This is a genomic window from Pseudomonas sp. CFBP 5748 (assembly GCF_053850495.1).
Window position 1 is genome coordinate 376382 of record NZ_JBSPTN010000007.1, and the last position, 14299, is coordinate 390680.

Below are 14299 nucleotides of genomic sequence, written 5' to 3' on the forward strand. Positions count from 1 at the left end.
GTCAGGCAAAGCGCAGAACTTGTGGGAGCGAGCAAGCTCGCTCCCACAAGGGCTCATCGTCCAGCTAGATGATGAGCATCAGGCTCAACGAGCCGCCTTGCGCGGCACGATCTTCTTGAGCAATTGCCGGGCCTTGCCCTTCAGTCGGGCCAGGCCCGACTCCTTGCCCGGTGGCGTCAGCCCCTGCTGGCGCAGCCAGTCCTTCCAGCGAATCCGCTCGTCTCGCACCAGCCAACCGTCCTGCCGGGCGAAGCTCTCCGCCAGGTACAGCCCGCGGGTGCTGGCCGGGTACAGCTGATCCTTTTTCAAGGTATACAGCTCGGGCATGGGTTGGCCGTCCTGCAGCGGCATCAGGTACAAATCCGGTCGTTTGCGATCCAGGCGCGCCACCAGTTGATCGCCCTCAAGTCGCTCATCGACGTGAAACAGGCTCAGGGACTTGGCTTCCTTGGGCACATCCAGGCGCAAATCGTAAATCAGTTGCAAAGACGCCGTCGGCAGATGCACGTAAGCCCGCGGCCGCTCGATCAACTGCAGGTTGGCGCTGCGCACCGGGCGGGCCGAGCCCGACAGCGGGGTCAGGCGAAACGGCAGGGCTTCGCGGTAGTGCAGGGCGGTGGCATAGGGGGCGGGTAGCCAGGTGTCGTTGAACCGTCCGCCGAGCCAGCCCTCAGGGGTTTCCAGCAGGCACTCTTCGGCAATTTCACTGATGGCGGTGAGCAGTGGCAGATTCAGCTCATGGGCCGGGACGTAGCCGGAAATCAGCTTGAGCACCACATCGCCACGATCCTGCCGCCGCTGGCGTACCAGCACCCAGTAGTCGCGGTTCTGCCAATGCAGGGTCAGGCGTACCGAGACGCCGAGGTTTGCCAGCTCCAGGGAAAAGCGTTCGGCGTCGGCCACGGTGACGGGACGGCGGCGCTGCAGGGTCTGGGAGAAGTTCAACGGCATCCCGACACTCTGGTAAGTCAGGCCTTCGGGTGTCGCTTCGACGAACAGGGGCAGGGTCTTGAAGTTGCTTGGGTTCTTTCTGATAAGCGTACGCGGCATGTCGGCTCCTGCTTAATGCCGCGCAGGGCGGCGTCAATTTTTACGTAGGACCTTGGCTACGGTCGCGACGTTATGGGCGAGGTGCAGCGGATTGATGGTGCCGACAATAGCACTGGCGACTCCGGGATGCTCAAACAACAGTTCGAAGCTGGCACGGACAGGGTCTGTTCCGGGGCTCAGGCAGACGTGACCGCTGGCCAGGGCTTTCTTCACCAGGATCGCTTTGCCGTGCTCGGCCGCGTAGTCAATGACAGCCTTCTCGTTTCGTTCGTTCAAATTGTAGGTGACCATTGCGCAATCGCCTTGCTCCAGAGCTTTCAAACCGCCGTCGACGGTTTTGCCGGAAAAACCGAAGCCACCGATCTTGCCCTCGCGCTTGAGCGCCGCCAGGGTCGGGTAGACCTCGCTGTCGTTGAGGATCGCCAGGTCATTGCCGTCGGAGTGCACCAGCACCAGGTCGATATAGTCCGTTTCCAGGCGCTGGAGGCTGCGCTCCACCGAGAAGCGGGTATGGGCGGCACTGAAGTCGTGGCGCGACTGGCCGTCGCTAAACTCTTCACCGACCTTGCTGACAATCACCCAGTCGTGGCGCTGGCCGCGCAACAGCGGGCCGAGGCGCTCTTCGCTGCGGCCATAGGCCGGCGCGGTGTCGATCAGGTTGATGCCCAGTTCGCGGGCCAGTTTGAGCAGCATGCGTGCTTCGTCATCATCGGGGATGCGAAAGCCGTTGGGGTACTTGACGCCCTGGTCGCGGCCGAGCTTGACGGTGCCCAGACCCAGGGGGGAGACCCTGGGGCCGTTATGGCCCAGCGGACGATAGAAGTCGTGCAGGGTCGGTTGGCTCATGGCAGCAGTTGCTCCCAGGCTGGTACGCCCATGGGCGGTTTCGGCAGGTCCGGCAGTGGCGCCGGGTGACTGGGTTGAATGCCGTCACGTTGCAGGGCACTGATCACCCGATCAGCGAAATCCGGCGCCAGGGCCAGTTTGGTCGGCCAGCCCACCAGCAAACGATTCTGCTCGGCGAGGAAGGCGTTGTCCGGGCGGGTCAGGCCCGATTGCAGAGGTTCGGCGCGGTCCACTCGCAGCGTGGCCCATTGCGCGTTGCTGAGATCGACCCAGGGCAGCAACTGACCGAGCTCTTTCTGGGCGGCTGTAATCTGCGCGGCGGGCTCGCGGGCCACGCCCTCGCCTTCGGCGAGGTCGCCGCCCAGGTACCAGACCCATTGGCCGTCGGCGGCCGGATGGGTGGTCACGGTGACGCGTGGCTTTGGTCCGCCGCCCAGGCAATGGGCGTAGAGCGGCTTGAGGCTCGGGCCCTTGACCAGGACCATGTGCAGCGGCCGGCGTTGCATGGCCGGTTGGTCCAGACCCAGGGCACTGAGCAGGTCGGCGGTGCCGGCCCCGGCGCTGAGGACAATGCGCTGGGCGCGGATCTCGCGGCCATCCACCTTCAGTCCCACCAGTGCGTCACCTTCGCGCAGCGGTTCGATGTGTTGCCCGGCCAGCAAGCCGTCGCCGGCCAGTTCCGCCAGGCGAGCGATCAGGCTGGGCACATCCACCACCAGCTCGGCCAGGCGATAGACCTTGCCCTTGAAGCGCTTGTCTTGCAGGGCTGGCGGCAGTTGCTCGCCCTTGACCTGATCGACCCGCCCGCGCACGGCCTTGCTGGCGAAGAAACTGGTGAGGTTGCCGGCCAGGGTGCCGGGTGACCAGAGGTAATGGGCGTCGGACAGCAGGCGCACGCCGGACAGGTCCAACTCGCCCTCACCCTTCAAGGCTTCGCGCCAGCGCCGCGGCATGTCGGCGATGGCTTCCGAGGCGCCGGTCAAGGCGCCGTGCAAGGCGTACTTGGCGCCACCATGAATAATGCCCTGGGATTTGACGCTCTGCCCGCCGCCGAGGCTGGCGCTTTCCACCAGCACGGTCGAAAAGCCCTGGCGGCGCAGGCGCGCATTCAGCCAGAGGCCGGCGACTCCGGCGCCGACAATCAGAACGTCGGTGGAAATAACGGATGGCATGCAGCGACCTCAGTGTTCAAGACGAGGGCGCAGTATACAGACTCGGTGCAGAGGGAATTTGTTGACGATCAACATCGGCAACTTGCAAGGAAAGCTTTTGTGGCGAGGGCGCTTCGCACCCAAGCGGGAGCAAGCTCCCTCGCCACAGAGGTGTTCCAGCTCAAATGATCAGTGTGTTTTCAGTGCCCGGCAGTCTTGGAAAACAGCTGGATCACCACCACCCCCAACACAATCAACGCCATCCCCAGCATCGCCGGCACGTCCAGCTTCTGCCCGTAGATGAACAGGGCCGCCACGCTGACCATGACGATCCCCAACCCGGCCCAGACTGCATACGCCACGCCCACCGGGACAGTGCGCACCACCAGGGTGAGCATCCAGAACGCAGTGGCGTAACCGACGATGACCAGCAACAGGGGCAAAGGTGTGCTCAAGCCTTTGATCGCTTTCATCGAAACGGTGGCGATCACTTCGGCGCAGATGGCGATAGCCAAGTAGTAGTAAGCGTTCATGGGCGATTCCTCTTTGAATGTCGCGTCTTTCGATGGCGCCATTTTAGAGATGGCTCAGATGCGGTAAAGTCATTACCTATCTGTATATGAGATAGGTTGAACCATGAACGTGCAGTGGAATCTGGAACAGTTGCGGCTGTTTGTGGGCGTCGCCGAGAAGCGTTCGTTTTCCGCCGTGGCCCGGGACCAGCGCAAGGCCCAATCGGCTATTAGCAGTGCGATAGCGTTGCTGGAGGCTGACCTGGGGGTGAACCTGTTTGAGCGCAGCAGTGGCCGTCAGCCCAAGCTCACCGAAGCCGGCAAGGCGCTGCTGGAAGAAGCGCGGGAAGTGCTGCGCCAGTGTGAGCGCCTCAATGGTCGGGCCCTGGCCTTGATGCGAGGGCAGGAAGCACTGTTGCGCCTGGCCCAGGATGAGGCGATGCCGTATCAGCCGGTCATCGACAGCCTGGTGGCCCTGGCCGAGCAATTCCCGACCCTCGAAGTGCAACTGGCTTGCGCCGCCCAGGGTGATGTGGCGCGCAAACTGGTGGAGCGCCGCGCCGACCTGGGGCTGTTGTTCTATCACGACCAGATCCCCGAGGCGTTGGAGCGCCGGGTCTTGGGCAGTGTCGAGATGGTCACGGTCTGCGGCAAGGGGCATCCAATGGCGAGCCATGAATATGTGACCTGCCTGGAGATGGCCCGACACCGGCAGTTGTTGATGGCGACCCAGTCCAGCGTCTACCCCGGCAGTGAGCAGGCCAGCCCGCAAGTCTGGCGCGCCGACAGCTTCTACGTTTTGGCTGAATGGCTCAGGAGCGGCCTGGGTTGGGCCTGGTTGCCACGGCATGTGGTGCAATACCCGGCGTACCTGGGGGACATGGTCGAACTCAACAGCGAATGGACCCCGCCGGCCCTGGTGGTGGAACTGGTCTGGCGCCGCGACGAACCCCTGGGCCCGGCCGCGCGTTGGCTGGCGGAACGTTTTGCCGTGCAGTTGCAGGCGATTGGCTGAAAAACCGATAAACTCCGCCGCCATGAACAGAACTCTCTATAGCGCGTTGTTTTATCTGGGGCTGCCACTGGTAGCGATTCGGCTGTGGCTGCGGGCGCGCAAGGCGCCGGCGTATGCCCGGCGCATCGGTGAGCGGTTTTCCCGGAGCCTGCCGGTGATGGTGCCGGGAGGCATCTGGGTCCATGCGGTGTCGGTGGGCGAGAGCATTGCCGCCGCGCCGATGATCCGCGCCTTGCTGCAACGTTATCCACAGCTGCCGATCACCGTCACCTGCATGACGCCCACCGGTTCGGAGCGGATCCAGGCCTTGTTCGCCAACGAACCGCGGATCCAGCATTGCTATTTGCCTTACGACTTACCCTGCGCCGCGAAACGCTTCCTTGATCAGGTTCGGCCCTCTCTGGCGGTGATCATGGAGACCGAGCTGTGGCCCAACCATATTCACCAATGCGCCAAGCGCGGCATTCCTGTCGCCCTGGCCAATGCTCGGTTATCGGAACGCTCGGCACGCGGCTACGCGCGCTTCCCAAAACTCACCCGGCCTATGCTTGCCCAGATGAGTCTGTTCGCTGTCCAGACCGAAGCTGAGGCCGAGCGTTTTCGCCAGCTAGGTGCCCGGGCTGAAACCGTCGAGGTCACCGGCTCAATCAAGTACGACCTGACCATTGACCCGCAACTGCTCGAGAATGCCAGCGCCTTGCGCCGCCAGTGGCAGGCGACGGAACGTCCGGTGTGGATCGCCGCCAGCACCCATGAAGGTGAAGACGAAGTGGTGCTGGCCGCTCACCGTCGGCTGCTCGACAGTTATCCCGATGCGTTGCTGATCCTGGTGCCGCGTCATCCCGAGCGTTTCGACTCGGTGTACCAGTTGTGCCAAAGCGAGGGTTTCGCCACGGTCCGGCGCTCCAGCGCACAACCCGTCACCGCCCAGGCGTCGGTGTTGCTAGGTGACACCATGGGCGAACTGCTGTTTCTCTACGCCTTGGCCGACAGTGCTTTTGTCGGTGGCAGCCTGGTGCCCAATGGCGGGCACAACCTGCTGGAGCCGGCGGCGCTGGCGAAACCGGTGCTCAGCGGGCCGCACCTGTTCAACTTCCTCGAAATCGCCACGCAACTGCGTGCCGCCGGGGCGTTGGTGGAAGTGGACGATGCCCAGAGTCTGGCCCTGGCGGTACAGCGCCTGTTCGAACTGCCCCGCGATGCCCAGCGCATGGCCGAGGCCGGTTTGAAGGTGATGCGCACCAATCAGGGCGCGTTGCAGCGGTTGCTGGAGGGGTTGGGGCGGTTGATTGATTGAGCGACTGAATATCTGTGGGAGCAAAGCTTGCTCGCGATGCAAACGCCCCGGCTCCAGGGAGACTGAGTTGTATTCATCGCGGGCAAGCCTTGCTCCCACAGGATGTTGCTGGCAGGGCTTCCCTCCGAGGGGTTACTGCGCCGGCCGCGAGCGCAACTGCTCCGCTGCCGCCTGGGCCAAGTCCGGCGGCAGGAAGTCCCTGTCCGGGTTGTAGTCGGGCTTGAGATAGCGTGACAGATCCTGCAGGTCCGCCGGGCTCAAGGTGCCGGCGGCCTGCTTGAGACGCAGGTTGTCGAGGATGTAGTCGTACCGGGCATTGTTGTAGTTGCGCACCGAGGTGTACAGCTGACGCTGGGCATCGAGCACATCGACGATGTTGCGGGTGCCGACCTGATAGCCGATTTCCGTGGCTTCCACCGCGCTCTGGTTGGAGATGATCGACTGGCGCCGGGCCTGGACCTGTTCCACGTCGGTGTTCACCGCGCGGTGCAGGTTGCGGGTGTTTTCCACCACCTGCCGACGCAGGCCTTCGCGTTGCTGTTCGGTCTGGGTGAGCTGCGAGTAGGACTCGCGCACCTGAGAACTGGTTAGCCCGCCGCTGTAGAGCGGGATACTCAGTTGCAGGCCAATGGTGCGTTGCTCGGCATCACCGCCGTAGCGTTGGCCGGTAGGGTTCGGGTTGGTGAAGCCGAGGCCATCGTTATCACCTTTTTTGTATTGGGCGATTGCATCGAGGGTCGGCGCATGGCCGGCCTTGCGCTGGCGCAGCGTATCCTCGGCGGCGGTCACGGCGTAGTTGCTGGCCAGTAAGTTCAGGTTCTGCTTGGCTGCCGTATCCACCCAGGCCTTGGCATCGTTTGGTGCCGGCGGCAGGATCGGCAAGGTATGGACGATACCCTGGAGCGAGTTGTACTGGCGGTTGGTCAACGTGATCAAGGCTTCAAAGGCGTCGTCGACCTGGCGCTGGGCGAGGATTCGATTGGCCCGGGCGGTGTCGTAGCTGGCCTGGGATTGCAGCACGTCGGTCTTGTCCGACAGGCCCACGTCGAAGCGCTCGTTGGACTGGTCGAGTTGGCGCTTGAACGCCGCTTCCTCGGCCTTGGTCGAGGCCAGGTTGTCCTGGCTGCGCAGCACGTTGAAATAGCTCTCGGCGCTCTGCAGGATCATGTTCTGTTCAGTGGCCGACAGTTGCAGCGACGCTTGCTCGTCAACGGATTTTGCCGCCTGCAACTGGAACCAGCGATCGGCACGGAAAATCGGCTGGGACAGCGTGGCCTGGTAAACCGTGGAACTGCGGGTGGCGGTCATCGCCGGCTGGTCGAGCTCGGTACGGGTGTTGTTCAGGTCGGCACCGGCCGAGAGGTTCGGCAGCAACCCGGCACGCGCCTGGGGCACCACTTCCTTCTGGACGCCGTACTGGGCACGGGCCGCGGCCAGATCGGCGTTGTTGTCCACCGCTTCCTGATACACGCTCACCAGATCGGTTTTGGTGGTCAAGGGCGCTTCGGCAGCCCAGGCCATTCCATTGGACGCACAAGACACGGCAAGGGCCAGTGAGAGTTTGCGCAGCATGAGGCGTTCCCTACTTCTCAAATGATTGCGCACAAGAGGCGCGGCGTAGCGAGTGTAGTTGCGCGGGCGCACGGCAACAATCCTGTATTTGCGCCATTCATCACGCCTTTTGCCCTGGCGATGGCGTTCTCTGATAGTTGTGTCTAGACTGGCCGGGTTCTTGTCGGGGTGCCTTGCTATGAGGCTGAGATCGAATAATTTCGGATCCCGTTGAACCTGATCAGGTTAGCGCCTGCGTAGGGAACAAGATTTCTCGTCACCCGGCGAGTCCTCTTGTGCTTCGTCCGGGATGTTGTTCGACCATCGACTTTCGATTTTCGAACATGCTCGAGCAGCAAGCACAGCATCCGCACTGTCGTGCTGGGGTGCGTCCATTCGTTACAGGTTCGCTCCGACAAAAATCCACTGCCTGGATGTGTGTCTGGAGAGCCCGTGATGACGACAAAATCAAAAAACGCGATCAACCTCAGTGATTCGGCCCAGGTCGATGAGCAATCGGTTCAACCCTTTACCCGCTCGCAAAAAATCTATGTCCAGGGCAGCCGCCCGGATATCCGCGTGCCCATGCGCGAAATCAGCCTCGACGTGACCCCCACCGACTTCGGCGGCGAAATCAACGCGCCGGTGGTGGTATATGACACTTCGGGCCCCTACACCGACCCGAACGTGATTATCGACGTACGCAAAGGCCTGGCCGACGTGCGCTCTTCGTGGATCGAAGCCCGTGGCGACACCGAGCGCCTGGCCGGCCTGAGTTCCAACTTCGGTCAGGAACGCCTGGCCGATCCCGAGCTGACCAAACTGCGCTTCGCCCACGTGAACAACCCACGTCGCGCCAAGTCGGGCGCCAACGTCAGCCAGATGCACTACGCGCGCAAAGGCATCATCACCGCCGAGATGGAATACGTCGCCATCCGCGAAAACATGAAGCTGGAAGTGGCCCGCGCCGCCGGCCTGCTGGAGCAGCAACACGCCGGCCACAGCTTCGGCGCCAGCGTGCCGAAAGTCATCACCCCGGAATTCGTACGCGACGAAATCGCCCGTGGTCGCGCGATCATCCCGGCCAACATCAACCACACCGAACTGGAACCGATGATCATCGGCCGTAACTTCCTGGTGAAGATCAACGGCAACATCGGCAACAGCGCGCTGGGTTCGTCCATCGAAGAAGAAGTGGCGAAACTGACCTGGGGCATTCGCTGGGGTTCGGACACGGTCATGGATCTGTCCACCGGCAAGCACATCCATGAAACCCGCGAGTGGATCATCCGCAACTCGCCGGTGCCGATCGGCACCGTGCCGATCTACCAGGCCCTGGAAAAAGTCGGTGGCGTGGCCGAAGACCTGACCTGGGAGCTGTTCCGCGACACGTTGATCGAACAGGCCGAGCAAGGCGTCGACTACTTCACCATCCACGCCGGTGTGTTGTTGCGCTACGTACCGATGACCGCCAAGCGCGTCACCGGCATCGTCAGCCGTGGCGGTTCGATCATGGCCAAGTGGTGCCTGGCGCACCACAAAGAGAACTTCCTCTACACCCACTTCGAAGACATCTGCGAAATCATGAAGGCCTACGACGTCAGCTTCTCGCTGGGCGATGGTCTGCGTCCGGGCTCGATTGCCGACGCCAACGACGAAGCGCAGTTCGGTGAGCTGGAAACCTTGGGCGAGCTGACCAAGATCGCCTGGAAGCATGATGTGCAGTGCATGATCGAAGGCCCGGGCCATGTGCCGATGCAGTTGATCAAGGAGAACATGGACAAGCAGCTCGAGTGCTGCGACGAGGCGCCGTTCTACACCCTCGGCCCACTGACCACCGACATCGCCCCGGGCTACGACCACATCACCTCCGGTATCGGTGCGGCGATGATCGGCTGGTTCGGTTGCGCGATGCTCTGCTACGTGACTCCGAAAGAACACTTGGGGCTGCCGAACAAGGATGACGTGAAGACCGGGATCATCACCTACAAGATCGCCGCTCACGCTGCCGACCTTGCCAAGGGCCACCCGGGCGCGCAGATCCGCGACAACGCCTTGAGCAAGGCGCGTTTCGAGTTCCGCTGGGAAGACCAGTTCAACCTCGGCCTGGATCCGGACACCGCCCGCTCGTACCACGACGAAACCCTGCCGAAGGATTCGGCCAAGGTCGCGCATTTCTGCTCGATGTGCGGGCCGAAGTTCTGCTCGATGAAAATCACCCAGGAAGTGCGCGAGTACGCGGCCAACCAGCGCATTGAAGCGGTGGATGTCGATGTCGCCCAGGGCTTGGCGGAACAGGCTGAGCGGTTCAAGAAGGAAGGTAGTCAGCTTTACAAGAAAGTGTGATGTGAGCTGAAGGCGGCGGTGTTTTCACCGCCGTCATCGCGAGCAAGCTCGCTCCCACAGTGGATCTCGGTCGTTCACAAATCTTGTGCTCACCGCAAGTCCCCTGTGGGAGCGAGCTTGCTCGCGATAGCGGCCAGAAAAACAACAAATATCCCTCTGAGATAACAACCCTTGAACATCCAACCCAGCACCTATTCCCCCGACACCGCTGTCCCCCTGGACAAACGCGTCTTCGGCGCCCGCGACCTGTTTTCCCTGTGGTTCTCCCTCGGCATCGGCCTGATGGTCTTGCAGGTCGGCGCCTTGCTGGCGCCGGGCCTGGGCCTGAGTGGTTCGCTGCTGGCGATTTTCCTCGGCACGTTGGTGGGCGTCCTGCTGTTGGCGGCCGTCGGGGTGATCGGCAGCGACACCGGCCTGTCGGCCATGGCCGCCCTCAAGCTCAGTCTCGGCGGCAAGGGCGCGAGCGTGCCGGCGGTGTTGAACCTGCTGCAACTGATCGGTTGGGGCTCGTTCGAAATCATCGTCATGCGTGATGCCGCCAGCCTGCTCGGCGCCCGAGCCTTCAGTGAAGGCAGCCTGGGCTCCAACCCGCTGCTGTGGACGCTGTTCTTCGGCGCCTTGGCGACCCTGCTCGCAGTGAGCGGGCCGCTGACGTTCGTGCGCAAGGTCCTGCGTAAGTGGGGCATCTGGCTGTTGCTGGCGGCGTGCATCTGGCTGACCTGGAACCTGTTCGCCAAGGCCGACCTGGCCGCGCTGTGGGACCAGGCGGGTGACGGCTCGATGCCGCTGGCAGTGGGTTTCGATATCGCCATTGCCATGCCGCTGTCCTGGCTGCCGCTGATCGCCGACTATTCACGCTTCGGCAAGCGCGCCAAAAATGTGTTTGGCGGTACTGCGCTGGGCTTCTTCATCGGTAATTTCTGGTTGATGAGCCTGGGCGTTGCCTACACCCTGGCGTTTGCGCCAAGCGGTGAAGTCAATGCGCTGCTGCTGGCCCTGGCTGGCGCCGGCTTGGGAATTCCGCTGCTGCTGATTCTGCTGGACGAGTCGGAAAACGCCTTCGCTGACATTCACTCTGCGGCGGTCTCCAGTGGCCTGTTGTCGGGGCTGAAAGTCGAGCACCTGGCCTTGGCAATTGGCGTCATCTGTACGTTGATCGCCTGCTTCGCGCCGTTGGCGCAATACCAGAACTTCCTGTTGCTGATCGGCTCGGTGTTCGCGCCGCTGTTCGGCGTGGTGCTGGTGGACCACTTCATCCTGCGCAAACGCAGCAGCCAGGTGTTGTCAGCCGCGTTGCGCTGGCCGGCACTGTTGGCCTGGCTGGGTGGGGTGAGCACTTATCATCTGCTGGCCAATTTCTACCCGGACATCGGCGCAACCCTGCCGTCGTTGATCCTGGCAGGGTTGCTGCAACTGTTGCTGGGCCGGGCCTTCAGCTACGGCCGGGAAACAGCTCGGGCCTGAGAATGCCATTGAGGCGCGGGTAAGCGATCTTCAGTTCGATGTGGCCCAGGGCGTACGGCGCGATGGTGCTCACTTCGTACTTGAGGATCACCCCGCCGTAGGTCAGCGCCACGTTCGGGGTTTTCTGGAACGCCCACTGCTTCATGAAGTCAGGTTCCTGATCCAGCTTGGTGCTGATCAGCCAGCTGTTGTGGGCGACCTGGGCGGCTTTCCAGAACGCTTCTTCCTGGCCCGGCAGCAGCATGTCCGACAAGCTCAACACCTTGTGTTGTGGGCGCGAATAGTTGATGAAACCGCGCCCCGGCGTACCGTGGGCACCGCCGGTGTCCAGGTAGCTGGACAACTCGATGATCACCAAGCCGTCATGCTGCTCACGTACCTTGGCTTGCAAGTAACTGCTGTTACGCGGGGCGGCGCTGCGCAGAAACTGCTCGCGGTAGGCGGCCAGCGTCGGTGCCACCGGGGCACCCGGGGTGGAGCGGGTCAGCTCCAGCAGGCGTTTTTCAACAATGCCGTCCAGGCTCGGTTCGGCGGGGAAGCGCAGGGTGTCAATGTTCACCAATGGGCAGTCGGCGCTGGCGCAGCCGGGCTGCAGTTGCTCCGAGGCGTCGCGGGTGGTTTCCAGCGGCGCGCGGTAGTTGGGTTGGAACAGGCTTTGGCAAGCGCCCAGGGTCAGGGCAATGGCGGCCACGGAGGCAGTTTTGAAAAGCGACATGGGCGTCCTTCATGAAACAGGGAAAGGCAAAAAGTTACCCGCTTCGACTGTCAGCAGGGCAATCAGTTCGCCACTAAGCTCATTAGAGTTCTTTACACCTTCTGCCGTCTATCCCGATGAGTGGAAAGGGGCTGCATCAAAGGGTACGGGCGCGTTAGGATGGCGCGAAGCCGAGGTTGGAACCTCGTATTGATCTACTGCACACGAGGATTGTCATGACCGACTTCACCAACGCCACGCCGAACACCGTGGACATCGTCAAGCGCGAGAGCTGCTTCCAGGGGTTCTACAAACTCGACCGCCTCGTCCTGCGCCACGAATTATTTGCCGGTGGCATGAGCCGTGAGATCAGTCGTGAACTGTTCGTACGTCATGACGCGGTGTGCGTGCTGCCCTACGACCCGCAGCGTGATGAGGTGGTGTTGATCGAGCAGTTTCGCGTGGGCGCCATAGGCAAGACGACCAACCCTTGGCTGGTGGAATTGGTGGCCGGCCTGATCGACAAGGACGAGCAACCGGAAGAAGTTGCTCATCGCGAAGCGCAGGAGGAAGCTGGGCTTGTCTTCGCCGCGCTCTGGCCGATGACCAAGTATTTTCCATCGCCGGGCGGCAGTGATGAATTCGTCCATTTGTACCTGGGGCGTTGCGACAGCACGGGGGCGGGCGGGCTGCATGGCCTGGCGGAAGAAGCCGAGGATATCCGCGTCAAGGTCTGGTCCTTCGAGGATGCCCTGCAAGCTGTGCGCGACGGACAAATCTGCAATGCACCGAGCATCATCGCCCTGCAATGGCTGGCCTTGAACCGCGAGGAAGTGAGGGGGCTATGGTCCTGAACAAGCTGCGCGATCGCTATCGCGTCGATCTGGTGGGGTTGCAGGCCGCCTGCGAGGCCAACTACGCCCGCCTGATGCGCTTGTTGCCGGACATGCGCAACGATCCGGCGCCACGGCGCATCGCCGTGACCCACGGCGACCAGATGCTTGGCGTGCTGGCCCTCGAGGTGCTGCAAACCTGCCCATACACCACCACCTTGCAAGTGCGCCAGGAACACAGCCTGCCCTGGCTGCCGGTGCCGCAACTGGAGGTCCAGGTCTATCACGATGCGCGCATGGCCGAAGTCGTGAGCGCCGAACATGCACGACGCTTTCGCGGCATCTATCCTTATCCCAATGCGTCAATGCACCAGCCGGACGAAAAGGCCCAGTTGAATCTGTTTTTGGGTGAATGGCTGAGTCATTGCCTGGCGTTGGGTCACGAGTTCGAAGTCGTTCGGTAGTTGTCTTTCAAATACTGGACACTGGTTGTGAACCGGTTCCGGTTCGCGGGTTTCCCCTTTCGATCTTCCCCAGCATAATTGCGGCTTCATCCAATGGCGCGAGTGCGCCTGGGAGAGAGCGATTTGCCGAGCGTATCCACTTTGACCACCGCCGATGCGGCGTTGCTGGTCCAACTGTCCGACAGTCATCTGTTCGCCGAGGCCGACGCTTCGTTGTTGGGTATGAACACCCGTGACAGCCTGGGGGCGGTCATTGACCTGGTGCTCAAGCAGCAACCCAACATCGACTTGATGCTTGCCACTGGGGATTTGTCCCAGGACGGGACGCTGGAATCCTATGAAGCGTTTCGGCAGTTGAGTGGGCGAATCGATGCTCCGGCGCGCTGGATTCCGGGTAACCATGACGAGCCGCAGGTGATGCTCAAGGCTGCGGTCAAGAGTACGTTGCTCGATCCGGTGGTGGACATTGGCAATTGGCGGGTGACGATGCTCGACTCCGCCGTGCCCGGATCGGTGCCGGGTTTTTTGGCCGAGGAGCAGTTGATTCTGTTGGCCAATGCCTTGAGTGAGGCGCCGCAGCGGCATCATTTGGTGTGCCTGCATCATCATCCTGTTTCGATTGGGTGTGCGTGGATGGAGCCGATTGGGTTGCGTAATCCTGAGGCACTGTTTGCGGTGTTGGATCGGTTTCCTCAGGTGCGTGCTGTGCTGTGGGGGCATGTGCATCAGGAGGTTGATCGGGTGCGGGAGGGGGTTCGTTTGTTGGCTTCGCCTTCGACCTGTATTCAGTTTGAGCCTGGGAGTGAGGATTTTGCGGTGGGCTCGCAGGCGCCGGGGTATCGGTGGTTGCGGCTTTGGCCGGATGGGCGGTTGGAGACGGGGGTTGAGCGGGTGGTTGGGTTTGCGTTTACCCCGGACTATGAGTCCAACGGTTACTGAGTTTTGATTGAGTACATATCCGTTGCTGCGGTAACGGCCACTTATGGTTCCGCTCTTACAGCCATCCCTTTCAAGGTCTTTTCGTTTTGGCGGCCTTGATTACCCGGTCCGTTGAAACATGTGCATGCACCGCAGTG

General features: G+C 62.1%; 13 protein-coding genes and 1 riboswitch. Of the genes, 7 read left to right on the forward strand and 6 right to left on the reverse strand.

Annotation, left to right across the window (positions count from 1 at the left end; translation table 11 throughout):
* Positions 1-84: 84 nt before the first annotated feature.
* The 4 genes from ACWNZ1_RS18750 to ACWNZ1_RS18765 all read right to left on the reverse strand — a co-directional run bounded on the left by ACWNZ1_RS18750 (position 85) and on the right by ACWNZ1_RS18765 (position 3580).
* Positions 85-1050: a metal ABC transporter ATPase gene (locus ACWNZ1_RS18750; protein ID WP_135843390.1), complete on the reverse strand. Its 966-nt coding sequence runs from the start codon at positions 1048-1050 to the stop codon at positions 85-87.
* 33 nt (positions 1051-1083) lie between these two features.
* Positions 1084-1896 (reverse strand): aldo/keto reductase, encoded by an 813-nt coding sequence (locus ACWNZ1_RS18755; RefSeq protein WP_135843391.1) that lies wholly within the window; start codon positions 1894-1896, stop codon positions 1084-1086.
* On the reverse strand, positions 1893-3068 hold the full coding sequence (locus ACWNZ1_RS18760; RefSeq protein WP_135843392.1) for an NAD(P)/FAD-dependent oxidoreductase: 1176 nt from the start codon (positions 3066-3068) through the stop codon (positions 1893-1895). The genes ACWNZ1_RS18755 and ACWNZ1_RS18760 overlap by 4 nt, the downstream gene beginning before the upstream one ends.
* A gap of 179 nt (positions 3069-3247) precedes the next feature.
* A complete protein-coding gene (locus ACWNZ1_RS18765) occupies positions 3248-3580 on the reverse strand; it encodes a DMT family transporter (protein WP_046065574.1) in 333 nt (110 codons plus the stop codon).
* Between the two features lie 103 nt (positions 3581-3683).
* Between ACWNZ1_RS18765 and ACWNZ1_RS18770 the strand changes: the two genes are divergently transcribed.
* Both ACWNZ1_RS18770 and waaA read left to right on the forward strand, forming a co-directional pair.
* The gene (locus tag ACWNZ1_RS18770; RefSeq protein ID WP_135843393.1) at positions 3684-4574 is read left to right on the forward strand and encodes a LysR family transcriptional regulator; all 891 of its coding nucleotides are present in this window, start codon (positions 3684-3686) and stop codon (positions 4572-4574) included.
* Between the two features lie 22 nt (positions 4575-4596).
* A complete protein-coding gene (waaA, locus tag ACWNZ1_RS18775; protein ID WP_135843394.1) occupies positions 4597-5871 on the forward strand; it encodes a lipid IV(A) 3-deoxy-D-manno-octulosonic acid transferase in 1275 nt (424 codons plus the stop codon).
* Between the two features lie 132 nt (positions 5872-6003).
* Here the strand turns inward: waaA and ACWNZ1_RS18780 are convergent, their stop codons facing one another.
* The gene (locus tag ACWNZ1_RS18780; protein ID WP_135843395.1) at positions 6004-7443 is read right to left on the reverse strand and encodes a TolC family outer membrane protein; all 1440 of its coding nucleotides are present in this window, start codon (positions 7441-7443) and stop codon (positions 6004-6006) included.
* A 154-nt stretch (positions 7444-7597) separates the two neighbouring features.
* A riboswitch (TPP riboswitch) is annotated at positions 7598-7703 on the forward strand.
* A 175-nt stretch (positions 7704-7878) separates the two neighbouring features.
* Between ACWNZ1_RS18780 and thiC the strand changes: the two genes are divergently transcribed.
* Together thiC and cytX are read left to right on the forward strand one after the other, a co-directional pair.
* A complete protein-coding gene (gene thiC / locus ACWNZ1_RS18785; protein WP_456027801.1) occupies positions 7879-9768 on the forward strand; it encodes a phosphomethylpyrimidine synthase ThiC in 1890 nt (629 codons plus the stop codon).
* Positions 9769-9939: 171 nt separating this feature from the next.
* Positions 9940-11232 (forward strand): putative hydroxymethylpyrimidine transporter CytX, encoded by a 1293-nt coding sequence (cytX, locus tag ACWNZ1_RS18790; protein ID WP_256454143.1) that lies wholly within the window; start codon positions 9940-9942, stop codon positions 11230-11232.
* On the opposite strand, the gene ACWNZ1_RS18795 is transcribed toward cytX, so the two are convergent.
* A complete protein-coding gene (locus ACWNZ1_RS18795) occupies positions 11201-11947 on the reverse strand; it encodes a DUF3298 domain-containing protein (RefSeq protein WP_135843398.1) in 747 nt (248 codons plus the stop codon). The genes cytX and ACWNZ1_RS18795 overlap by 32 nt on opposite strands.
* Before the next feature lie 215 nt (positions 11948-12162).
* Between ACWNZ1_RS18795 and ACWNZ1_RS18800 the strand changes: the two genes are divergently transcribed.
* From ACWNZ1_RS18800 to cpdA, 3 genes are all read left to right on the forward strand, one after another.
* A complete protein-coding gene (locus tag ACWNZ1_RS18800; RefSeq protein ID WP_134922612.1) occupies positions 12163-12780 on the forward strand; it encodes an NUDIX domain-containing protein in 618 nt (205 codons plus the stop codon).
* Positions 12771-13223: a DUF1249 domain-containing protein gene (locus tag ACWNZ1_RS18805; RefSeq protein WP_003186471.1), complete on the forward strand. Its 453-nt coding sequence runs from the start codon at positions 12771-12773 to the stop codon at positions 13221-13223. The genes ACWNZ1_RS18800 and ACWNZ1_RS18805 overlap by 10 nt, the downstream gene beginning before the upstream one ends.
* Before the next feature lie 123 nt (positions 13224-13346).
* Complete coding sequence (cpdA, locus tag ACWNZ1_RS18810) at positions 13347-14162, forward strand: 3',5'-cyclic-AMP phosphodiesterase (RefSeq protein WP_135843399.1); 816 nt, start codon at positions 13347-13349, stop codon at positions 14160-14162.
* Positions 14163-14299 lie beyond the last annotated feature (137 nt).

Bases quoted from the DNA above. Each gene is read 5' to 3' on its own strand.
- ACWNZ1_RS18750 (WP_135843390.1), bottom strand. From the start codon at position 1,050: ATGCCGCGTACGCTTATCAGAAAGAACCCAAGCAACTTCAAGACCCTG.
- ACWNZ1_RS18755 (WP_135843391.1), bottom strand. From the start codon at position 1,896: ATGAGCCAACCGACCCTGCACGACTTCTATCGTCCGCTGGGCCATAAC.
- ACWNZ1_RS18760 (WP_135843392.1), bottom strand. From the start codon at position 3,068: ATGCCATCCGTTATTTCCACCGACGTTCTGATTGTCGGCGCCGGAGTC.
- ACWNZ1_RS18765 (WP_046065574.1), bottom strand. From the start codon at position 3,580: ATGAACGCTTACTACTACTTGGCTATCGCCATCTGCGCCGAAGTGATC.
- ACWNZ1_RS18770 (WP_135843393.1), top strand. From the start codon at position 3,684: ATGAACGTGCAGTGGAATCTGGAACAGTTGCGGCTGTTTGTGGGCGTC.
- waaA (WP_135843394.1), top strand. From the start codon at position 4,597: ATGAACAGAACTCTCTATAGCGCGTTGTTTTATCTGGGGCTGCCACTG.
- ACWNZ1_RS18780 (WP_135843395.1), bottom strand. From the start codon at position 7,443: ATGCTGCGCAAACTCTCACTGGCCCTTGCCGTGTCTTGTGCGTCCAAT.
- thiC (WP_456027801.1), top strand. From the start codon at position 7,879: ATGACGACAAAATCAAAAAACGCGATCAACCTCAGTGATTCGGCCCAG.
- ACWNZ1_RS18795 (WP_135843398.1), bottom strand. From the start codon at position 11,947: ATGTCGCTTTTCAAAACTGCCTCCGTGGCCGCCATTGCCCTGACCCTG.
- ACWNZ1_RS18800 (WP_134922612.1), top strand. From the start codon at position 12,163: ATGACCGACTTCACCAACGCCACGCCGAACACCGTGGACATCGTCAAG.
- ACWNZ1_RS18805 (WP_003186471.1), top strand. From the start codon at position 12,771: ATGGTCCTGAACAAGCTGCGCGATCGCTATCGCGTCGATCTGGTGGGG.